Below are 21,726 nucleotides of genomic sequence, written 5' to 3'. Positions count from 1 at the left end.
GGTCAGGACACCGGCTCCAGCCGTACCACGATCGCCTTCGACACCGGGGTGTTCGACTTGTCCGCCACCGAATCCAGCGGCACCAAGGCGTTCGCCTCGGGGAAGTACGCCGCGGCGCAGCCGGGCGCGGTCGGATAGGAGACCACCCGGAACCGCGGTGCCCGGCGATCGCCGTCGCGCCATTCCGAGACGAGGTCGACCATCGCGCCGTCGGTCAGCCCGAGCGAGACCAGGTCGTCAGGGTTGACCAGCACCACGCGCCGGGCGTCCTCGATCCCGCGGTAGCGGTCGGAAAGGCCGTAGATCGTGGTGTTGTACTGGTCGTGGCTGCGCATCGTCTGCAACAGCAGCCTGCCTTCGGGGACTCGCGGATATTCGAGTTCGGAGACGGTGAAGTTCGCCTTGCCGTTGGCCGTCCCGTTGAACTGCCGGGAATCGCGCGGCGCGTGCGGGAGGACGAACCCGTCGGGCTCGCGGACGCGGGCGTTGTAGTCGTGGCAGCCGGGGACGACGCGGGCGATCCGGTCGCGGATGAGGTCGTAGTCGCGGTGGAAATCCCGCCACGGCACGGCGTGCCCGGAACCGAGCAGCGCTTCCGCGAGGTGGCAGATGATCGCGACCTCGGAAAGCAGATGCTCACTGGCCGGGGCCAGCCGCCCGCGTGAGGTGTGCACCTGCGACATCGAGTCCTCGACGGTGACGAACTGATCGCCGCCCGCCTGCGTGTCGCGTTCGGTGCGGCCGAGGGTCGGCAGGATCAGCGCCGTCTTGCCGGGGACGACGTGCGAGCGGTTGAGCTTCGTCGACACGTGCGCGGTCAGCGAGCAGGACTTGAGCGCCTTCTCGGTCAGCTCGGTGTCCGGCGTGGCGGAGGCGAAGTTACCGCCGACAGCGAAGAAGACCTTGCCCTTGCCGTCCCGCATCGCGCGGATCGCGGCCACGGTGTCGTAGCCGTGCTCGCGCGGGACCTTGATGCCGAACTCGTCGTCGAGGCTGTCCATGAACGACTCCGGCATCTTCTCCCAGATGCCCATCGTCCGGTCGCCCTGGACGTTGGAGTGCCCGCGCACCGGGCACAATCCCGCGCCCGGTTCGCCGATCATGCCGCGCACCAGCGCCAGGTTGGCGATCTCGGAGATCGTCTGCACCGCGTGCTTGTGCTGGGTGAGGCCCATCGCCCAGCAGTAGATGGTCCGCTCCGACGTCGCGATCATCCGCGCGAGCCGCTCGATCTGCTCGCGCGGCAGCCCGGTCGCGGCGCCGACCTCGGACCAGTCGATCTCCCGCAGGTGCTTCGCGTAGTCCTCGAAACCCTCGGTGGACGACTCGACGAACGCGCGGTCGACGATCGTGCCAGGGGTCTCCTGCTCCCAGCGCAGCAAAAGGTGCCCGATCGCCTGGAACAGCGCGAGATCACCACCGAGCCGGATCTGCGCGAACTCGTCGGCGAGCGGGGTGCCCTTGCCGATCACACCGCGGACGTTCTGCGGGTTCTTGAACCGCATCAGGCCGGCTTCGGGCAGCGGGTTGACCGCCATGATCTTGGCCCCGTTGCCCTTGGCCTCCTCCAGCGCGGACAGCATGCGCGGGTGGTTGGTGCCCGGGTTCTGGCCGACCACCACGATCAGATCCGCCTTGTGGATGTCGGCGAGCGACACCGAGCCCTTGCCGATCCCGGTGGTGGCCGCGAGCGCGGCACCCGAGGACTCGTGGCACATGTTGGAGCAGTCCGGCAGGTTGTTGGTGCCGTAGGAACGCACGAGCAGCTGGTAGAGGAACGCGGCCTCGTTGCTGGTGCGGCCGGAGGTGTAGAAGATCGCCTCGTTCGGATCCCGCAGCGCGCGCAGTTCGTCCGCGACCAGGGTGAACGCGTCGTCCCAGGAGATGGGCTCGTAATGCGACGCGCCCTCGCGCAACACGAACGGTTCGGTGATCCGGCCCTGCTGGCCGAGCCAGTAGTCGGTCTTCTCCGCCAGGTCGTGGATGGAGTGCTCGGCGAAGAACTCGCGGCCCACCCGGCGCTTCGTCGCCTCCTCGGCGACGGCCTTCGCGCCGTTCTCGCAGAACTCCGCGAGCTTGCGGTGCTCGCCGTCGACCTCGCGCGGCTCCGGCCAGGCGCAGCCGGGACAGTCGAAGCCCTCGCGCTGGTTGAGCAGCCGCAGCGTCTTCACCGTGCGCGCGGCGCCCATCTGCTCCATGCCGCGCATCAGGGAGACGGCGACCCCGGGGATCCCGGCCGCCCAGCCCTTCGGTTTCCCGACTTCGAGCTGGGTCTCGTCAACGTCGTTCGCGGGTGCTTCGCGGGTCATGGCTCCATCGTGCGCCTTGCCGTTCCCTGGCGCGACCGAGGGGCTCAGGAGTCGGTGACGAGCCGGGTGATCTGCGATTCGTCGTAGGGGAACCAAGGCGTCTCGTTGACCCCGCGTGTCTGCACCGCGTTCACCGTCACCGCGGCCGCGACCAGCACGATCAGGCCGACGATCGCGGCGATCCCCGGCCACCGGCTCGAACCCGGCTCGCGGTAGCCGCCTGCCGCCGCGCCCGCCTTGCGCTGCTTGCGGCGCTTCTTCTTGAGTTCCTTCTTCGCGCCGAGCCAGGCGTCCAGCTCCGCGTGCTTCTGCCAGTTCGGGTCGACCAAGTCCGGATGGGTCTCGATCCGCCGGTCTTCTTCGTCCATGTGGCTCTGATCCCCCGGGTGATCGTGATTCGTCGCCGAATTCCACCGGCCACCTTACCCGGACCACCGCCCGTTACGGCCGGTGAGGAACGCGTGGGACGGGGTTCGTAGACTTGTCAACTGTGACCGAGAACGCCCAGCAGCAGCAGACCGACCTACCGGGTGCCTGGAACCCGGCCGACGAAGAAGCCTCGCTCTACCAGCGTTGGGTAGACGCCGGGTACTTCACGGCCGACCCCACGTCGGACAAGCCGCCGTTCACGGTAGTCATCCCGCCGCCGAACGTGACCGGGTCGCTGCACATCGGGCACGCGTTCGAGCACACGCTGATCGACGCCATCACCCGCTACCACCGCATGCTCGGCGACGAGACGCTGTACCTGCCGGGGATGGACCACGCGAGCATCGCGGTCCACGCCCTGGTCGAGAAGCAGCTCCGCGCCGAAGGCACCAGCCGCCGCGAACTCGGCCGCGAGGCCTTCGTCGAGCGCGTCTGGCAGTGGAAGCAGGAGCACGGCGGCCGGATCCTCGCCCAGATGAAGCGTCTCGGCGAAGGCGTCGACTGGACCCGTGAGCGGTTCACCATGGACGACGGCCTGTCCAAGGCCGTCAACACGATCTTCAAGAAGCTCTTCGACGACGGCCTCATCTACCGTGCCGAGCGGCTGGTCAACTGGTCGCCGGAGCTGCGGTCGGTGCTGTCCGACGCCGAGGTGAAGCACGAGGAGGTCGAAGGCGAACTCGTCTCCATGCGCTACGGCGACGGCGAGAACGCGATCGTCGTGGCCACCACCCGGATGGAGACGATGCTCGGCGACACCGCCGTCGCGGTCCACCCGGACGACGAGCGCTACACGCACCTCGTCGGCACCGAGGTCGAGCTGCCGCTGACCGGGCGCCGGATCCCGATCGTCGCGGACAAGCACGTCGACCCGGAGTTCGGCACCGGCGCGGTCAAGGTGACCCCCGCGCACGACCCGAACGACTTCGAGATCGGCCAGCGCCACGACCTGCCGATGATCACGATCATGGACGAGCAGGGCCGGATCGACGGCACCGGCACGGAATTCGACGGCATGGACCGGTTCGAGGCCCGTGTCGCGGTGCGGGAGAAGCTGCGCGAGCAGGGCCGCATCGTCGCCGAGAAGCGTCCGTACCTGCACAGCGTCGGGCACTCGGAGCGTTCGAAGGAGCCGATCGAGCCGCGTCTTTCGCTGCAGTGGTTCGTCAAGGTCGGTCCGCTCGCGAAGGCCGCCGGCGACGCGGTGCGCGACGGCCGGGTGAACGTCCACCCGCCGGAGATGGAGAAGCGCTACTTCGACTGGGTCGACAACCTGCACGACTGGTGCATCTCGCGCCAGCTGTGGTGGGGCCACCGCATCCCGGTGTGGTACGGCCCGGACGGCGAGGTCGTCTGCGTCGGACCGGACGAGGCGCCGCCCTCGGGCGAGGGCTGGACCCAGGACCCGGACGTCCTCGACACCTGGTTCTCCTCGGGCCTGTGGCCTTTCTCGACCCTCGGGTGGCCGGAGAAGACCCCGGACCTCAACAAGTTCTATCCGACGTCGGTGCTGGTCACCGGCTACGACATCCTGTTCTTCTGGGTCGTGCGGATGATGATGTTCGGTCTCTACGCCACCGGCGAGGCGCCGTTCAAGACCATCGCGCTGCACGGCATGGTCCGCGACCAGTACGGCAAGAAGATGTCGAAGACCGCGGGCAACGGCGTCGACCCCATCGAGTGGATGGACCGCTACGGCACCGACGCGCTGCGGTTCACCCTCACGCGTGGCGCCAACCCGGGCACCGACGTGCCGATCGGCGAGGAATGGGTCGCCGGCTCCCGGAACTTCACCACGAAGCTTTGGAACGCCACCAAGTTCGCCATGATGAACGGCGCGGACGCGAACGCCCCGCTGCCCGCTCCGGCGGCGCTCACCGAGGCCGACCGCTGGATCCTCGGCAGGCTCGGCGGCGTCGTGAAGGACGTGACCGAGTACCTGGCGGACTACCAGTTCGCCAAGGCCACCGACACGCTCTACCAGTTCACCTGGACCGAGCTGTGCGACTGGTACCTGGAGCTGTCGAAGGTCCAGGTCTTCCAGGGTGACGAGGCTCGTGTGACCGCGACGCGCGCGGTGCTGGGGCACGTGTTCGACACGGTGCTGAAGCTGCTGCACCCGTTCATCCCGTTCATCACCGAGAAGCTGTGGACGGCGCTGACCGGCCGCGAGTCGCTGGTGATCGCCCCGTGGCCGGTGGCCGACGACTCGTACGCCGACCCGGTCGCCGACAAGCGGATCGCGGACGTGCGGAAGCTGGTCACCGAGGTCCGGCGGTTCCGCGCCGACCAGGGGCTCAAGCCCAGCCAGAAGGTGGCGGCGCGGCTGTCCGGTGACGGGTTCGCCGAGATCACCGGGCACGACGAGCCGATCCGCTCGCTGGTCCGGCTCACCAAGCCGGAAGACGGCTTCGCGCCGAGCGCGTCGATCGAGGTCGGACTGTCGGCCGGTGTCGTCACCGTGGAGCTGGACCTGTCCGGCACGATCGACGTCGCCGCGGAACGCAAGCGCCTGCAGAAGGATCTCGGCGCGGCGGAGAAGGAACTGGCGCAGGCCGAGGCCAAACTCGGCAACCAGGCCTTCATCGACAAGGCACCGGAGCCGGTGATCGGCAAGATCCGGGCCCGCAAGGAGACCGCGGTCGCCGACATCGAGCGCATCAACGCCCGGTTGGCGACGTTGCCCGCCTCCTGACGCGCGCCATGAAAGGTCCTTTCCTTGCAAAATTTGCAAGGAAAGGACCTTTCATGGCATTCAGCGGAGGTGACGGAGGATCACTCCGGTCACGCCCACCATCCCGGTCCGGTAGGGGTGATACGCCGCCGCGGCGAGCAGTTTCGTGTGCTGCCCGTTGATCCACGCCGCACCGCCGGTCGCGCAGGCGTCATGTCCGGCGGACGGACCGAAGGTGTCCACAAAGGACGCCTCGCCGTCGTCGGCGACGGCCTTCTCGATCGCCGAGTTCAACGCCTTCTCGACGTCGTTGAGCCAGGCGTAGTCGCCCTCGGCGAAGGGCAGGACGTCCGGGCAGTAGCCGGATTCGGGCGCGATACGGGGGTAGCCGATGACGAGCACGTCGGCGCGCGGCGAGCGGGCGTGGATCCCGGCCAGCACCTTCTCGACGTTCTTGCCGGTGTCGGCGATCTTGGCCTTGACCGTGTCGACGCCGTCGACGGTGAACTCGTCCTGGCAAGGGCTGCCGGTGGGGTCGCTCGCCCGCAGTGACGGGCAGGTGCCGACCAGCGTGCCGAAGACGTCGTAGTCGTTGCCGCCGATGCCGACGGTGACCAGGTCGGTGTTGGCGCGCAGGGCGCTGAACTGGGCCGGGTTGCGGCCGAGGGTCACACTCTGCGGCTGCGTCATGTTGGTGGTGTCGGCGCCGCCGCAGCTGATGTCGGTGAAGGAACGGACCCGCAGCGCCGCGGCGAGCAGGGAGGGATAGTTCTGCGTCGATTTACCGCAGAAGAGCGGATCGAGCTTGGGGAGCGGGATGAGCGGTCCGGAGGTGTAGGAATCACCCAGCGCGACGTAATTCCGGTAGGACCGCTCGGCGGCGGTGGCCGCCGTGGCGGAGGCGATCAGCAGGGCGACGGCCGAAACGGCCGCGAACAGGACGCGTCTGAAGCGCATGAGGACCCCGATCTCCGTACTGGATGGCCTCTCAAAAATGAACCGGATCCGGCCGGTCCGGCGCCGCCGATCGGGTGGTCGGTCCTCGGCTTCACCCGCTTGGGGTGTCACACCGGGTGATCATCTTCTCGCTTGCGGTACACGAGGAGGTAGCGGTAGAAGAGCAGGTGCCGGACCTTGCTCCCCGGCAGCAGCCGGGCCGCGTCGCGCCGGATCCGGTGCATCGGCGGGTACGTCTCCACGATCGGCGCCGTCGGCAGCGGATCGATCCCGCCGTTCAGCCGCTCGCCCGCGTACACGATCACCCTGGCCAGCGCGTTGATCGGCGAGGCCACGACGGCGCGGGCGTAGTCGGCGGGTGTGCTGGGCCTGCCGAGGCCGAGTACGGCCAGCACCCCGCCGGGGACCAGCGCGTCCCGCAACTTTGTCACCGTGTCGAACGGGACATGATGGAGCGAGGCGAGGCAGGAGATGAAGTCGTACGTCTCTTCCGGCAGCTTCTCGGTGAGGACGTCGGCCTGCCGGTAGGAGATCGTGCCGGGACCCGGCGACCCCGCCGCGCGGGCGAGGTCGATCATCGGGCCGGACCGGTCGATCGCCTCGACGTGCATCCCGGTCGCGGCGAGCCGCCGGGCGAACCGTCCGCCGCCGCAGCCGACGTCCAGCGCCATCCCCGGGCCGGGAGGCAGCTGGTCGAGCAGCAGCGGATGGTAGTGATCGTTGTGGTTGAACCCCATGCGTCGAGAGTGCCAGCAAAGCCGCACGTAGACTCGGCCTGACAAGAGCAAGGCTTGATGAGGAGAGTTCGTGCCGCGAGGTGACGGCCGGGATTCCGAAGAATTCGCAGAATCCCCGGACCTGGCAGATCTGGACAGTTTCGCCGGCGTCGACGAATTGGGGGCACGTGCCCACGACCCGTCCGACGATACCGACCCGGATCTGGACGCACCCGACGCCGCGTACCAGGCGGGCGGCGGTGCCGGTGCCGGGATCGGCGGCGTCGGGCAGCTGGGGGACAACCTCGCGCTCGGCCCGGTGCCCGACCTCGTCGCGCCGGAGGAGATGGAGCTGCACGAACTGGACGACCCGGGCGACGAACCCGCCCCGGCCGACCCGAACGGGCAGCAGGCGCGCCGCGAACTGCTCGCGGTCGAGGCCGAACTGAACCTGCGCTGGCCGGAGACCAAGATCGAGCCGTCCCTCGCCCGGATCGCGGCGCTGGTCAACCTGATGGGTGAGCCGCACCGCGGTTACCCGGTGCTGCACGTCGCCGGGACCAACGGCAAGGGCTCGACCACCAGGATGATCGACGCTCTCCTGACCCGCATGGGCCTGCGCGTCGGCCGCTACACAAGCCCGCACCTGCAGCTGGTCACCGAGCGGATCGCGCTCGACGGTGCCCCCATCTCCGCCGCCGCGTACGTCGATCTGTACCGCGACGTCGCGCCGTACGTGACCATGGTGGACAACGCGGGCGGACCCGACGCGGTACCGATGAGCAAGTTCGAGGTGCTCACCGGCATGGCGTTCGCGGCCTTCGCCGACGCTCCCGTCGAGGCCGCCGTCATCGAAACAGGCCTCGGCGGCTCCTGGGACGCCACCAACGTCGCGGACGGCGACGTCGCCGTCATCACCCCGATCGGCGTCGACCACGTCGAGTACTTCGGCGGCGATCCGGCCAAGGCGGCGGTGGAGAAGTCCGGGATCATCAAACCCGGCAGCGTCGCGGTCATCGCCGAACAGGACCCCGAAGTCCAGAAGATCCTGCTGGAACGCGCCGTCGAGGTCGACGCGAGCGTCGCCCGCGCGGGCAGCGAATTCGGCGTGCTGGAGCGCGAGATCGCCGTCGGTGGGCAGATGCTGAAACTGCAGGGCCTCGGCGGGGTGTACGACGAGATCTTCCTGCCGCTGCACGGCGCGCACCAGGCAGCCAACGCCGCACTCGCGCTGGCCGCCGTCGAAGCCTTCTTCGGCGCGGGCAAGGACAGGCAACTGGTCGTCGAAGCCGTCCGGGAGGCCTTCGCGGAGGTCGAGACCCCCGGCAGGCTGGAGCGCGTCCGCGCCGCACCGACCGTGCTGCTCGACGCCGCCCACAACCCGCACGGCGCCAAGGCACTCGCCACCACCGTCGCCGAGGAGTTCGCGTTCCGCCGGCTCGTCGCCGTCGTCGGCGTGATGGCCGAGAAGGACGCTCGCGGCATCCTGGACGCCCTCGAACCGGTCGTCTCCGAGATCGTCGTCACCAAGAACTCGTCCCCGCGCGCGATGCCGCTCGACGAACTCAACGACATCGCCATCTCGATCTTCGGTGAGGACCGCGTCGTGGCCGAAGCGAGCCTCGACTCCGCGATCGAAACCGCCATCGGCCTCGTCGAGCAGAGCGACGACCCCGAGGAACCGCTTGCGGGCGGAGGCGTGCTGGTCACCGGCTCGGTCGTCACCGCGGGCGAAGCCAGGACCATGTTCGGTAAGGAGCCGGCGTGACCGACGAGACCCCGAAGTCGCCGGCCAAGGACCCCATGAAGTCCTTCCGCGGCGTGATGGCCGGCTCTCTGATCATGGAAGGCATCACCGTCGCGCTCGCGCTGCCCGTGGTGGCGAAACTCGGCGGTGGCGTCGGTTCGCTCACCGGCTGGTCGGTGATCGTGATCGCGGTCGCGCTGATCGTGCTGTGCGGATTCCTGAAGAAGCCCTGGGCGGTGCCCGCGGTACTGGTTCTGCAGGTCGCGCTGATCGCGTTCTTCGTCGCACTGCCCGCCGTGGCGATCCTCGGGGTGATCTTCCTCGGGATCTGGCTGTGGCTGCTGTGGCTGCGGCGGGACGTGGCGCGGCGGATGGCGGCCGGGACGCTGCCCAGCCAGCAACAGCAGGCCGGGTAGCGGCGGATACCTTCGTCAGGACGAGCAGTAGCGCGGTTGATCAACACCCGAATCGGTGTGGTGGCACCGCCGGATTATCTACAGCAGCCTCAGTGACACCACCAGTCGCAACGGCGGCGCGTGAAGGACCTGTGAGTGGCGATTCGGGTTAGAGCCCGAATCGCCACTCAAGACCTGAATGTGGAGGACGTTCCCGCACCGGACAAACACCCCAGGCCAGGATTGGATATCTGAGGCTCAGCCGAAGGTCGCGAGCCGTGTGTCGTGCTGCGGGCATGCCGAGGAGCCCGTCGCCGGTGATGGTGGCGGGCTTCCCGGGTTCAGCGGCGAGGCTTTTGTAGCGGGTCCAAATACTGTGGCGGGATGAATTCGGGCCGGCCATCGGTGGCCATGCGGACTTTCCAGCCGGAGTGGCCGTGGATGACCATGTGGTGGTAGCGGCAGAGCAGGCACAGGTTGTTCAGGTCGGTGTCGCCGAGTCGGCCCCACGGCAAGATGTGGTGGGCTTCGCAGTGTTTGGGTCGTCGGTGGCAGCCAGGGAAGGCGCAGCCGTGGTCGCGGAGGTTCAGTGCCCGGCGTTGTCCGGGTGTGACGGTGCGGGCGGCGCGGCCGATGTCGAGCGGTTCGCTCTCGGACCCGAGGACGGCGGGGATGATCTTCGCGTCGCAGGCCAGCATCCGCGCGTGGCGTGCGGTGATCTGAGAAACCTCGTCCACACAGGCGGAACCCAGTCCTGAAGTGAGGGTCTCCAGCGGGATGGTGACCACGACGGTGGTCCGGTCGCCGGACAGGGTAGGGGCTTTGTCGTTGGTCATCGCGTAGTGGATGGCGTCGAACAGGGCGTCGCCGTGGCGTTCGGCAGGGGTACGGAGGTCGTGGTCGCCGTCCTCGTCGACGGGTCTTCGTTGTCCCCAGGTCTCGAACAGCGCATTGGCCCTGGCGCCGAATTCGGGGTCCAGCAGGCCGTTGAGCCGCCACCAGCCGTCGTCACGTTTGCGCAGATACACCTCACGCGAAGGTGGCTTCAGGTCCTCGTCCTTCGGCTCGTTCCCATCGGGATCCAAGTGGGCGAGGAGTTCCGCGCCGGCGTTGACGATCTCCTGAGGACCGGCGTGGAGGGCCAGGTTCACGAGGATCCGTTCCCCATCAGACCTGTCCTCGATGGGCACTTCGGCCGGGATCTTCTTCAGGATCGCCAGAATCGGGTCCAGTTGCTGGTGGCCGAGTTCGCCCTCGGCCGCGGCGGCCCCGGCGATCGGAGCGAAAGCGGGAGCGGGGGTGCCGTCCAGATTCCGGCCTTCGTTCACCGCCAGCGCCCGAGTCACGGTGTCGCGTGCTTCTTTGGGGCTGATACGGGCGGTCTCGGCGAACCAGCCCGCGGTCGAGCCGTGCCCGAAGAGTTCCATCGGGCCCCGGGCTTCGATCTCCACCAGGAACTGCCCGACCTCCGCCAAAGCTTGTCGTGCCAGCGACATTCGCTCGACCACGCCGTGCGCGAGCTCTCGCGCACCGGCACGCCACAACTCCTGTGGCGGTTCGAGGGTTCGTCTACTGGACACCTCGCCATAATACCATTGATCGAACAGGTATTCGACCGCAAAAAGGCCGTACTCGAAGATGTGATGAACGCACTTCGCATTCCTTTAGTAATGCTATTGGGTGACTGCTGTCGCGAAGGTCCCCTTACTTGCCCTGAAGGTAGCGAAGGAGGCCTTCGCGGACTGGTTGGCCAGTAAGGGGCTTCCAGGTGAGGCTGAACGCGTCCGCGACTGTCCACAAGGGACACTTTCTGGCCACTTGGCGCTCGATTGATGTGCGCCTGCGCGCTCCTGAATGGGGTCGTGAGTGCTCGCGTGAAGTACCTGAAGGCCCCCTTCATTGCGCTAGACGCAAGGAAAGGGGGGAAGCCGTGAAGGTCGACCTCCTCGGCTCAATCGCCCACAGTGGACTCGGCAAGTCCGCAAACACCGCGACCAAAGCCGGAAATTCCCCACGCGTACACCCCCCGGCTCACGCGACGTCACCCCTGATCACCTTAAACATCCTACCTTTGACCAGTTGATATCGGTTTGACTGAATGTGGGTATTCGATGGATCGCAGGTCGTTCATGCTGGCCACGGGTGGCGCGGTGGCCGCGACAGCCGCGACAACCGCGCTGAGCCGCCCGGCGGAGGCCACTCCGGGCCGTGGCCCGCTCGGCCCGGCCGTGCGGTTCAACATCATCAGCGACATCCAGGGCGACCTCGCCGATTTCGGCAAGGCACTGGACGACATCGAGACCACCAACCCGCGCGGCGCCGGTCTCGGTGTGGCGGGGGACATCACGCCGCGCGGCTACGACTTCGAGTACGCCCAGGTGCGGTCGGTGCTGGACAAGCATCCGCATCCGGGGAACGTGGCCTGGGCCATCGGCAATCACGAGTTCTACGTGCCGAAGTGGCGGGACCCGGACACGCTCGCGCAGGAGACCTGGCCCAACGGCACCACCGAGGATTCGCTGTTCCGTAGTTTCTACAACTTCGCCGGGCGCAACACGGTCTATTCGGAGACCTCGTTCGGCGGCGTCCCGGTGTTGTGCCTCGGCACCGAGCGCTACGCCAAGTACCACGACCCGAAGCTGTGGGACGAGGTGTGGCTCAGCGACCGGCAGTTCGCCTGGCTGGAACAGCGCCTGGCCTACTGGGACCGGTGGCGCAAGCCGGTGATGGTGCTGACCCACCACCCCTTGCCGAATACCGTGTCCGGCACCCGCAACAAGCTCTACCTCGGCGACTACCTCCAGGCCGACAGGCTGCTCGCGGTGCTCGGCAAATACCGCGACGTGTTCCTGTTCTCCGGGCACACCCATTGGGATCTCAACCTCTCCGACTGGGTGACGCGCCGGGTCGTTCCGGGCAGCGGCAACCTCGAAGGCTTCACCGTGGTCAACACCGGCGCCGTGCAAACCGGCTGGGTGGACGACGGCAAGGGCGGCGAGAAATCACTGGGCGGCAGCTTCAACCAGGGCCTCCAGATCGAGGTGTACCACCGCGCCGTGGTGATCAAGGCACGCGACTTCACCACCGGGACCTGGCTCAAGCAGATCACCGTGCCGCTGCGGGACAGCCTCTGACCGCCCACTCGTTCATCGCCGCGCAAACCGCCGTTGGCCCGCCGGCCGTCGCCGCGGGATAGAACCGCGCCATGACCGCAACCCACCACAACCGTCGCGCGCTGCTCAAAGCCGGTCTCACCGGCGCCGGGGCCGTCGCGGGCGGGCTACTTCTCCCCGCGACGGCCTCCGCCGCGCCCACGAGCGCCGCGCTCATCCGCGGTGACCGTCCGCTGCTCACCCACGGCGTCCAGTCCGGCGACATCACCACCGGATCCGGCATCGTCTGGTCTCGCGCCGATCGCCCTTCGCGGCTGATCGTCGAGGTCTCCAGGGATCCTTCGTTCCGTCACACGCGCCGTGTGCGCGGGCCGGTGATGAGCCCGGAGACCGGCGGCACCGGCAAGGTCCGTGTCGCCGGGCTTGCGCCGGGGACCGAGGTCCACTACCGCGTGACCGCCGAAGCCCTCGACGGACGGACGTGCAGCGAGCCCGTCACCGGCCGCTTCGCCACCGCGCCGGTCGGCCGCTCGGACGTCCGCCTGCTGTGGTCCGGTGACGTCGCCGGGCAGAACTGGGGTATCAACCCCGAATGCGGCGGGATGACGATCTACCGCGCGATGGCCGACCGTCGTCCGGACCTGTTCCTGCACTGCGGCGACACGGTGTACGCCGACGCGCCGCTCACCGAGACCGTCGCGCTGCCCGGTGGCCGCGTGTGGCGCAACATCGTCACCCCGGAGAAGTCGAAGGTCGCCGAGACGCTCGACGAGTACCGCGGTCAGTTCGCCTACAACCTCCTCGACGACAACCTCAAGCGGTTCACCGCGAACGTGCCCGCCTACGTCCAGTGGGACGACCACGAAGTCGTGAACAACTGGTACCCGGGCGAAATCCTCAACGACCGTCCCGAATACACCGAGAAGCGGGTCGACGTGCTCGCCGCCCGCGCGTTCCAGGCGTTCCACGAATGGCATCCGATCGATCGGCGCCAGGCGGTCGACGGCCGGGTCTACCGCAACTTCCGCCACGGTTCCCGCGCCGAGGTCTTCGTCCTGGACATGCGGACCTACAAGGACGCCAACACCGCCGACCAGACCAAGCCCGGCCGGATCCTCGGCGACCGTCAGGCGCGGTGGCTCGTCGACGCGCTCGACCGCAGCACGGCCACCTGGAAGATCGTCCAGGCCGACCTCCCGATCGGCCTGACCGTCCCGGACGGCAAAGGTATCGAGGGCGTCGCGAACGGCCTGCCCGGCGCACCCGGCGGCCGCGAGACCGAACTCGCCTGGGTACTGCGGGAGATCTCGCGGCGCAAGGTGCGCAACGTCGTCTGGTTGACCGCAGACGTGCACTACACCGCGGCGCATCACTACTCGCCGGATCGCGCTTCGTTCACCGGCTTCGACCCGTTCTGGGAGTTCGTCTCCGGCCCGCTGAACGCGGGCGCGTTCGGCCCGAACACGCTCGACCCGACCTTCGGACCGGAGGCCGTCTTCGTGCACGCCCCGCCCGCCGCGAACACGTCGCCCGCGGACGGGTTCCAGCACTTCGGCGAGGTGAACATCGACGGCGCGAGCGGTGCGCTCACGGTCGATCTGCGCGACGCGACCGGTGCTTCGCTGTGGTCGAAGACCCTGCAGCCGCAACGCCGGTGACCCGGGCGGATAAGCTCCCCGCGAATAGCACGAAACCCACCCAAGGAGAAATACCGTCGTGACTGAACGCACGCTGGTCCTCGTCAAGCCCGATGGCGTCGCGCGCGGCCTCGTCGGCGAGGTCATCTCGCGCATCGAGCGCAAGGGCCTGAAGCTCGCCGCCCTCGAACTGCGCACCGTGGAGCGCTCGGTCGCCGAGGAGCACTACGCCGAGCACAAGGAGCGCCCGTTCTTCGGCGATCTCCTCGAGTTCATCACCTCGGGCCCGCTGGTCGCGATCGCCGTCGAGGGGCCGCGTGCCATCGCCGCCTTCCGTCAGCTCGCCGGTGGCACCGACCCGGTCGAGAAGGCCACCCCGGGCACCCTGCGCGGCGACTTCGCGCTGGAGACCCAGTACAACCTGGTGCACGGCTCGGACTCCCCGGAGTCGGCCGAGCGCGAGCTCAAGCTCTGGTTCCCCGAGGTCTGACACACTCGTGGGTGGCGCGGGAAGACCGTGCCACCCACGGATCTGGGGGTTTGTCGATGACACCGGACGAGTACCTGGCACGGCTGCGGGAACTCACCGCCGGTTTCGCGGAGGTCGCGCGCACCGGAAACCCCGCGGCGACCGTGCCGTGCTGCGGTGACTGGAAGCTGCGTGATCTCGTCGTCCACCTCGGCAACGTCCACCGCTGGGCGGCCGGGATCGTGCGCACCGGTGAACCCTCCTCGCAGGCCTTCGAAACCGAACCGGACGAGGATCTCGCCGCCTGGTATCGCGCGTCCGCGGACGGTCTGATCGAGGCCCTGCTCGAGGCCACGCCGGAAGACGGCGCCTGGAATTTCACCGCCGCGGCCAAGACCAAGGCCTTCTGGTTCCGCCGACAGGTCCACGAGACCGCGGTCCACCTGCTCGACGCGCACCGCGCGGCCGGAACCGGGTACACCCTCGACCCGTCCGTCGCCGCCGACGGCGCGGACGAGGTCCTCCTCGGCATGCTGCCGAAGGTGAAGCGCTGGCACACCCCGCCCGCGGTCACTGTTCCGGTGCTGCTGAAGACATCCGACACCGGACACGCCTGGTTGATCACACCGCCGGGCGAAAACGACGTTCCCGGTTCGCGAACGGCCGATCCCGCCGAGACCGCGGAAGCCGTCGTCGAGGGACCTGCCGAAGGACTGGACCTGGTGCTGTGGCAACGGGTCGCCCTCGCGGAATCCGGGCTGAAGATCACCGGCGACGTCGCGGCGGCCGAGACCTTCCTCGCCGGCCCTTTCACGCCCTGATCTTCGGCGCCCTACGCCGTTCGGTTCACGTTCACCTCCGGGTCTTCTCCTGGCGGCTCGCGTCCGCTGTGCTGAGCTGAGCCGACTCTCACTCGATCGTGGGGTATTTCGTGAGAAAATCACGCCTGTTGCTGCTCGCTGCCCTGCTGCTGCCCGGATCACTGCTCGCCGCGCCGTCGCACGCCGATCCGCTGGCCGCTCCGCTCGGTCCGGCACCCGTCGAAGCCGCCCCGGCGGCGTCCTCGGCGAAGGAGGGCCCGTCCGCGTACGCCGTGGCCGCGCCCGACGACGGTCTCGTCACCACCAGTGCGACCTCACGCGTTGCGCCGGGGCTGAGTCTCACCGAGTTCGACCGGTACGACCCGGCGGGCTGGATCCGCGGCGACACCCTCGCCGTGGACCTCACCAGCAAGACGCTCAAGCCGACTTATCTCAGCCCTGGCACGGTTTCCGCGCGGACACCGCTCTCGCAGCAGGTCGCCAGGAGCGGCGCGGTCGCCGGGGTGAACGGCGACTTCTTCGACATCAACGCCAGCGGCGCGCCGATCGGCGTCGGCATCGACGCCGGGAAACTCCAGACGGCGCCCGCGCGCGGGCACAATCTGACCGCGTCGATCACCGAGGAAGGCAAAGCGCGGCTCGCGGAGGTTTTCCTCGACGCGTCCGTCACCTTGCCCGATGGCCGCGTCGTCCCCGCGTCGAACTTCAACAGCCCGGTGCTGAGCGGAGACGCGATCGGCGTCTACACGCCGCTGTGGGGCGCGTCTTCGCGACGGACGTCGGTCACCGGAGCCCAGCGCGTCATCGAGGTCGAGGTCTCCGACGGTGTCGTCACGCAGGTGCGTCCGCAGCCCGCGGACGGTCCGATCGCCGCGGGCGCCACCGTCCTGCTCGCCCGTGACGGCGGCGTGGACACGTTGTCCGGCTTGAAGATCGGCGACCGCGCGGGTGTCGCCTACGCGCCGAAGAGCGACGCGGGCAAGCTGTCCGTCTCGGTCGGCGGCAACGTCGTCCTGGTGCGTGACGGCGCGATCCAGCCGGTCGACAACGTCGCCATGCACCCCCGGACCGCGGTCGGGTTCTCCGCCGACGGCACGAAAATGTGGCTCGCCACGGTCGACGGCCGCCAGGCCGACAGTCGCGGCATGACGGAACTGGAACTCGCCCGCCATCTGAAGTCGCTCGGTGCGGACGACGCCATCAACCTCGACGGCGGTGGATCTTCGACCCTGCTCGCCCGTGAGGAAGGCGAGAAAGCGCCGCTGGTGCGCAATTCGCCGTCGGACGGCGGGGAACGCCTGGTGCCCAACGGTATCGGCGTCGCCACGGTGCCCGGCAGCGGGCGGCTGACCGGGTTTTCGCCCCGTCCCGCGCAGGACACCGCCGACGCGACCCGCGTGCTTTCCGGGCTGACGCGGAAACTCGTCGCCGGAGGTCACGACGAGACCGGCGCCGCCGTCGACGGCGAAGCCCGCTGGATCAGCACGAATCCCTTCCGCGGCACCGTGACCGACGGCGTCTTCACGGCGCACGCCGACCGGCTCCGGCCGGACGCGCCCGCGAACGTCGAGGTCTACGCGAAGCGTGGTGGCGTCGTGGGCAAGACGACGCTGAACGTGCTCGGTTCGCCCGTCCGGCTGGGCACCAGCACCGAGCAGGTCGCGTTGTCGGGGGAGGGCGCGCGGAGCACGTTCAAGGTCTATGGCTACGACGCCGACGGCTACGGCACCTGGATCGAGCCCGACGACGTCAAACTCGACTACGACCCCGCGGTGGTGCGGATCGAGCCGTCGGGTGACGGGTTCGCGGTCACCGCGTTGAAGGCATCGGGCGCTTCGGCGATCACGGCCACCGCCGGTGGGAAGTCGACGCATCTGGCGGCGTCCGTCGGCACGGAATCCCGGGTGGTGGCGGCTTTGGACGGTCCAGCGGGCTGGACGGCGAGCGTGTTCCCCGCCGTCGTCGGCGCCGCGCTTTCCGAGGCGCCCGGCCGTGAGGGCGGACGGGGACTGGCGCTGGACTACCGGCTGAACGGGACCAACGCCACGCGCGCGGCCTACGTCAATTCGGCGGCGCCGATCGCGCTGCCGCCCGGCGCCCAGCGGATCGGGCTGTGGGTCAACGGCGACGCGAAGGGTGCCTGGCTGCGGGCGGAACTCCGCGACGCCGCCAACGTTCCGTCCCTGGTGGACCTGTCGCTGAGTGTGGACTGGACGGGCTGGCGTTACGTCAAGGCGGCGGTCCCGGCGGGCCTTCCCGACGGGCAGCGGCTGACGAAGTTCTACGCCGTCGAGAACGTCCCGGACCAGCAGTACGAAGGACGGCTGGTCTTCGACGACCTCACCTTCGAGGTCGCGCCCGCGGCGAGTGTCCCGGCCGATCCGGCGCCGCGTGACCCGGCGCTGATCACCGACGGCACCGCGACCGGCGGCCTGCGGATCGCCGTGGTCAGCGACGCCCAGTTCACCGCCGACGCCCCGGACGGCCCGCTGGTCGCCCAGGCCCGGCGCGCGCTGCGCGAGGCGGTGGCGGCGAAACCGGATCTCGTGCTGATCAACGGTGACTTCGTCGACCGCGGCACGGCCGCCGATTTCGCGCTGGCCCGCTCGATCATCGACGCGGAACTGGTCGGCAAGGCAGCCTGGTACTACGTCCCCGGCAACCACGAAGCCGACGGCGGGCACGGGCTCACCGAGTTCCAGGCGGCGTTCGGGCAGACCCACCGCGTCGTCGACGTCGCCGGGATCCGCCTGGTACTGCTGGACTCTTCCCGCGGTTCCCTCCGCGCGGGCGGGTTCGACCAGATCCGGATGCTGCGCGAGGCGCTGGACGGTGCGAAGACCGACAGGGGGATCCGCGGGGTCGCCGTCGCGATGCACCACCCGGTCAAAGACCCGGGTCTCGCCGGGAATTCGCAACTGGCCGACCGCAAGGAAGCCGCGATGCTGACCGGCTGGCTGACAACGTTCGAGCGCGAGTCGGGAAAGCAGGCGGCCGCGATCGCTTCGCACGCGGGCGTGTTCAGCCTGTCGAGGGTGGACGGCGTGCCGTATCTGGTGAACGGAAACTCCGGGAAGTCGCCCGCGGCCGCGCCCGGTGACGGCGGATTCGTCGGCTGGACGATGGTCCGATTCGAACCGGGGGACAAGACGCAGCCGGTGCGGTTCGAGACGCGGCCGAACGTCGACGCGCTCACGCTTTCCGGGCCCTCGTCGCTGGCCGGCGGGGAGAAGGCGGACGTCCGGGCGGTGGTGACGCAGGGAACCCGTCAGGTGCCGGTGTCGTATCCGGTCAGCGCGGACTGGAAGGGCGGCTGGGGCACCCACGTCGCCGAGGGGTTCCGGCCCGCGATGCCGTGGGACGTCGCGTCGTTCGACCCGGCGACCGGGGTTCTGACCGCGCTACGGCCCGGGACGGCGAGCCTTTCGGTCACCGTCAACGGGGTCACGCGGAGCTTGTCGGTCACCGTCCGCTAGCGCCATGAAAGGTCCTTTCCTTGCGAAATTTGCAAGGAAAGGACCTTTCATGGCACGCGTCAGGCGGCTTCGCCCTCTTCTTCGACCGTACCCGGAAGCGCCGGACCCCGAGGCGGGATCGCCTCGGCGTCGGCCGGGTCCACCTTCCGCACCGAACCGTCGGCCGCGGCCTGTGCGATCGCGAGCATCGAGGCCAGCGCGTCCTGGATTTGCGCCTGTTCACGCTCCGGGATGAGGCTCAGTTCGATCAGCACACTGCCGTTGCCGAGCAGGCCGTACCCGTTGCGCGCGATGCCCTGATAGTCACCGCCCGGGTATTGCGAGACGTAGCCGCCGTTACCGTCGATCGACCGCTGCACCACGACCGCGATCTGCTTCGCGAAGTCCACATCGGACGGTTTCACGCCCGGATTCGTCGGCCACAGCGTGGAGGCGGTGATCTCCCTGCCGTTCGCGTCCTGGTAGCGGCCCTGCATGTGGTAGTCGACCATGATGTCCGGCTTGAACGCCGCGTTCCGCCGCTGGATCAGTCCCGCCTCGGTGGCCGGGTTGTCCTCCGGCGCGACGGCCGGGTCGTGGTACCGGTTGATGTCGTAGCCCTTGCCCTTCTCGCCGTACTCGGGAGTGGCCTTCGGGTCGTAGTTGTAGCGCCAGTCGTGCTCGTGCCCGTCGGGGTTGGCGCGCACGACGATGTCGACGGTCACCTTCGCGAGCAGCTTCTGAGCCCACGCGCTGTGCCCGACGCCGACCTTGCGCAGGAACTCGAGCGCGGCCGGGGTGCCGAGCGGCTCGTCGCCGTGCTGCTGGGTGACGTACTGGATACGCGTCTTGCCGTGGCCGACCCTGGCCGCCCACACCGGACGGCCCTCGTTGCTGCGGCCGATCTCGCTCACCCGGATCTTGCCGTGACTGAGCAGCGCCAGTTTGTGCAGTTCGAAGGCCAGCTTGGCGGTGGAGGGACGCGGGTCGACGGTCCGACCGTCCACAGTGGTCTCGGCTGCTTGGGCGGCGGGAGCCACCAAGAGCCCGGCGGTGACAAAAACGGACAACAAGGCGATTTTGGGCTTGAGACTCATGGTCGGTGAGTATCGACGAGCGGGGAGCGTCCAACAAGGGTGCGGATAAACCGGTCGAATTTTGTCGGTGGCAGGTCCTAGGGTCTTCCTCGTGGGTGACTCAGAGCACGAACCGGCGATGGTGCAGGCGAAGGCGTTGGTCAAGCGCTTCGGCGATTTCGAGGCCGTGCGCGGGATCGACGTGGACGTCCGCCCGGGGGAGGCGTTCGGCTTCCTCGGGCCCAACGGCGCCGGCAAGTCCTCCACCATGCGGATGATCGCGAGCGTGTCGCCCCGCAGCGACGGTGACCTGCGCGTTCTCGGGATGGATCCGGATATCGAGGGGCCGAAGATCCGGGCCAGGCTCGGGGTGGTGCCGCAGCAGGACAACCTGGACACCGAGCTCACCGTGCGCCAGAACCTGCAGATCTACGGCCGCTACTTCGGGCTTTCGCGTGCGCATGTGCGGAGCAAGGCCGAGGAGCTGATGGAGTTCGCCCAGCTCACCGACCGGGCGAACGCGGAGGTCGATTCGCTCTCCGGCGGGATGAAGCGGCGGCTGACCATCGCGCGGTCCCTGGTCAACGACCCGGAGCTGCTCCTGCTCGACGAGCCGACGACGGGGCTGGATCCGCAGGCGAGGCATCTGTTGTGGGACAGGCTGTTCCGGCTCAAGGCGGGCGGGACCACGCTGATCATCACCACGCACTACATGGACGAAGCGGAGCAGCTCTGCGACAGGCTGGTCGTGATGGACAACGGCCGGATCGCCGCCGAAGGCTCGCCCGCGGACCTGATCAGCCGGTACTCCACCCGCGAGGTCGTCGAGCTGCGCTTCCCGAACGGCGAACAGGAGGCGGCCGCGAAGCGGATCGAGGGCCTCGCCGAACGCGTCGAGGTGCTCCCGGATCGTGTCCTGCTGTACACGATGACCGGCGAGGCCACCCTCGAACAGGCACACGCGCGTGGGCTGCGGCCGCTGTCGAGCCTGGTCCGCCGCAGTTCGCTGGAGGACGTCTTCCTCCGCCTCACCGGCCGGACGCTGGTGGACTGATGACCACAGCGCGGACGAAGGCCTCGACGGGCCGTGTGGTGTCGACCTGGCTCGGCGCCTGGCTACGGGTCGAGGGGTACTGGATGTGGTACCGCCGGTATTGGCTGTCCACGTTGTATTCGACGGGCCTGCAGCCGGTGATGTTCCTGGCCGCGATGGGCCTCGGGTTCGGTTCGCAGGTGCGGGCCGGTGCCGCGACAGGCGGGTTCTCCTACCTCGAGTACGTCGCGCCCGCGCTGCTCGTCGCCGGCGCGGCGCAGCTGGCGGTGGGGGAGTCCAGCTACCCGGTGCTGTCCGGGTTCAAATGGCAGCAGAGCTACGTGGCCGTCACCGCGTCGCCGATCACGCCGGGGCAGGTGCTCGGCAGCCAGATCATCTGGGTCGGGATCCGGCTGACACTGGCCGGGGCGATCTACGCCGTCATCGCCGCGCTGTTCGGTTCGTGGACGAGCTTCGGCGTGCTCGCGGTCATCCTGATCGGGACGCTCACCGGTCTCGCCTGCGGCACCCCGGTGATGGCGCTGGCCGCGACCACCTACGACGAGGGCTCCCGGTTCGGCCTGGTGTTCCGGTTCATCCTCATCCCGATGACGTTGTTCTCCGGCACGTTCTTCCCGATCGCCGAACTGCCGACCCCGCTGATGTGGATCGCCTGGCTTTCCCCGCTGTGGCACGGCAACGAGGCCGCCAGGGCGGTCAGCCTCGGCACCGTCGGCCCGCTCGCCACGCTGGGGCACCTCGCCTTCCTGGTCGTACTGGCCGGGGCGGGCTGGGCGCTGGCGCACAAGTACTTCTACCGACGGCTGGTGGTCTGAAGTGGCTGTTCTCGTCGAAGCCCCGCGGCGCGGGGTGCTGCTGCGCGTCCTGCCGCCGT

Annotated in this window: 16 protein-coding genes; 10 read left to right on the top strand and 6 right to left on the bottom strand. The window is 68.8% G+C overall.

Features of this window, described 5'->3' with window-relative positions:
- Nucleotides 1-2 precede the first annotated feature (2 nt).
- Both ACZ7KI_RS15265 and ACZ7KI_RS15260 read right to left on the bottom strand, forming a co-directional pair.
- Nucleotides 3-2,309 (bottom strand): FdhF/YdeP family oxidoreductase, encoded by a 2,307-nt coding sequence (locus tag ACZ7KI_RS15265; RefSeq protein WP_470273741.1) that lies wholly within the window; start codon nucleotides 2,307-2,309, stop codon nucleotides 3-5.
- Nucleotides 2,310-2,353: 44 nt separating this feature from the next.
- A complete protein-coding gene (locus tag ACZ7KI_RS15260; protein WP_470273740.1) occupies nucleotides 2,354-2,677 on the bottom strand; it encodes a hypothetical protein in 324 nt (107 codons plus the stop codon).
- A 122-nt stretch (nucleotides 2,678-2,799) separates the two neighbouring features.
- Here ACZ7KI_RS15260 and ACZ7KI_RS15255 point away from each other — a divergent pair, with 122 nt between their 5' ends.
- Complete coding sequence (locus ACZ7KI_RS15255) at nucleotides 2,800-5,433, top strand: valine--tRNA ligase (RefSeq protein WP_470273739.1); 2,634 nt, start codon at nucleotides 2,800-2,802, stop codon at nucleotides 5,431-5,433.
- A gap of 60 nt (nucleotides 5,434-5,493) precedes the next feature.
- Here the strand turns inward: ACZ7KI_RS15255 and ACZ7KI_RS15250 are convergent, their stop codons facing one another.
- Nucleotides 5,494-6,369 carry an SGNH/GDSL hydrolase family protein gene (locus ACZ7KI_RS15250; protein WP_470273738.1) on the bottom strand — a complete coding sequence of 292 codons (876 nt, stop codon included), beginning with the start codon at nucleotides 6,367-6,369 and terminating at the stop codon, nucleotides 5,494-5,496.
- Nucleotides 6,370-6,476: 107 nt separating this feature from the next.
- A complete protein-coding gene (locus tag ACZ7KI_RS15245; RefSeq protein ID WP_470273737.1) occupies nucleotides 6,477-7,106 on the bottom strand; it encodes a class I SAM-dependent methyltransferase in 630 nt (209 codons plus the stop codon).
- A 70-nt stretch (nucleotides 7,107-7,176) separates the two neighbouring features.
- Between ACZ7KI_RS15245 and folC the strand changes: the two genes are divergently transcribed.
- Both folC and ACZ7KI_RS15235 read left to right on the top strand, forming a co-directional pair.
- The gene (folC, locus tag ACZ7KI_RS15240; protein ID WP_470273736.1) at nucleotides 7,177-8,853 is read left to right on the top strand and encodes a bifunctional tetrahydrofolate synthase/dihydrofolate synthase; all 1,677 of its coding nucleotides are present in this window, start codon (nucleotides 7,177-7,179) and stop codon (nucleotides 8,851-8,853) included.
- Nucleotides 8,850-9,248, top strand: a complete 399-nt coding sequence (locus ACZ7KI_RS15235) for a DUF4233 domain-containing protein (RefSeq protein ID WP_470273735.1) — start codon at nucleotides 8,850-8,852, stop codon at nucleotides 9,246-9,248. The genes folC and ACZ7KI_RS15235 overlap by 4 nt, the downstream gene beginning before the upstream one ends.
- A gap of 320 nt (nucleotides 9,249-9,568) precedes the next feature.
- On the opposite strand, the gene ACZ7KI_RS15230 is transcribed toward ACZ7KI_RS15235, so the two are convergent.
- A complete protein-coding gene (locus tag ACZ7KI_RS15230; protein ID WP_470273734.1) occupies nucleotides 9,569-10,807 on the bottom strand; it encodes an HNH endonuclease signature motif containing protein in 1,239 nt (412 codons plus the stop codon).
- Nucleotides 10,808-11,338: 531 nt separating this feature from the next.
- Here ACZ7KI_RS15230 and ACZ7KI_RS15225 point away from each other — a divergent pair.
- The 5 genes from ACZ7KI_RS15225 to ACZ7KI_RS15205 all read left to right on the top strand — a co-directional run bounded on the left by ACZ7KI_RS15225 (nucleotide 11,339) and on the right by ACZ7KI_RS15205 (nucleotide 18,743).
- Nucleotides 11,339-12,361, top strand: coding sequence for a metallophosphoesterase family protein (locus ACZ7KI_RS15225; protein WP_470273733.1), 1,023 nt, complete (start codon nucleotides 11,339-11,341; stop codon nucleotides 12,359-12,361).
- 71 nt (nucleotides 12,362-12,432) lie between these two features.
- Nucleotides 12,433-13,998 (top strand): alkaline phosphatase D family protein, encoded by a 1,566-nt coding sequence (locus ACZ7KI_RS15220; RefSeq protein ID WP_470273732.1) that lies wholly within the window; start codon nucleotides 12,433-12,435, stop codon nucleotides 13,996-13,998.
- A 58-nt stretch (nucleotides 13,999-14,056) separates the two neighbouring features.
- On the top strand, nucleotides 14,057-14,467 hold the full coding sequence (ndk, locus tag ACZ7KI_RS15215; protein WP_037310703.1) for a nucleoside-diphosphate kinase: 411 nt from the start codon (nucleotides 14,057-14,059) through the stop codon (nucleotides 14,465-14,467).
- Between the two features lie 56 nt (nucleotides 14,468-14,523).
- Nucleotides 14,524-15,267 (top strand): maleylpyruvate isomerase family mycothiol-dependent enzyme, encoded by a 744-nt coding sequence (locus tag ACZ7KI_RS15210; RefSeq protein WP_470273731.1) that lies wholly within the window; start codon nucleotides 14,524-14,526, stop codon nucleotides 15,265-15,267.
- Nucleotides 15,268-15,398: 131 nt separating this feature from the next.
- Complete coding sequence (locus ACZ7KI_RS15205; RefSeq protein ID WP_470273868.1) at nucleotides 15,399-18,743, top strand: phosphodiester glycosidase family protein; 3,345 nt, start codon at nucleotides 15,399-15,401, stop codon at nucleotides 18,741-18,743.
- A 59-nt stretch (nucleotides 18,744-18,802) separates the two neighbouring features.
- Here ACZ7KI_RS15205 and ACZ7KI_RS15200 read toward each other — a convergent pair whose 3' ends face one another.
- Nucleotides 18,803-19,819: a M14 family zinc carboxypeptidase gene (locus ACZ7KI_RS15200; protein ID WP_470273730.1), complete on the bottom strand. Its 1,017-nt coding sequence runs from the start codon at nucleotides 19,817-19,819 to the stop codon at nucleotides 18,803-18,805.
- Between the two features lie 118 nt (nucleotides 19,820-19,937).
- Here ACZ7KI_RS15200 and ACZ7KI_RS15195 point away from each other — a divergent pair, with 118 nt between their 5' ends.
- On the top strand, nucleotides 19,938-20,852 hold the full coding sequence (locus ACZ7KI_RS15195; protein WP_465463851.1) for an ABC transporter ATP-binding protein: 915 nt from the start codon (nucleotides 19,938-19,940) through the stop codon (nucleotides 20,850-20,852).
- The gene (locus tag ACZ7KI_RS15190) at nucleotides 20,852-21,667 is read left to right on the top strand and encodes an ABC transporter permease (RefSeq protein ID WP_470273729.1); all 816 of its coding nucleotides are present in this window, start codon (nucleotides 20,852-20,854) and stop codon (nucleotides 21,665-21,667) included. Before ACZ7KI_RS15195 ends, ACZ7KI_RS15190 begins: the two co-directional genes overlap by 1 nt.
- The last annotated feature ends 59 nt before the right edge of the window (nucleotides 21,668-21,726 follow it).

Source organism: Amycolatopsis sp. NPDC039088, from assembly GCF_055598845.1.
Note: the sequence above shows the minus strand (reverse complement) of the source record. Positions and strands in the feature narration are given on the sequence as shown.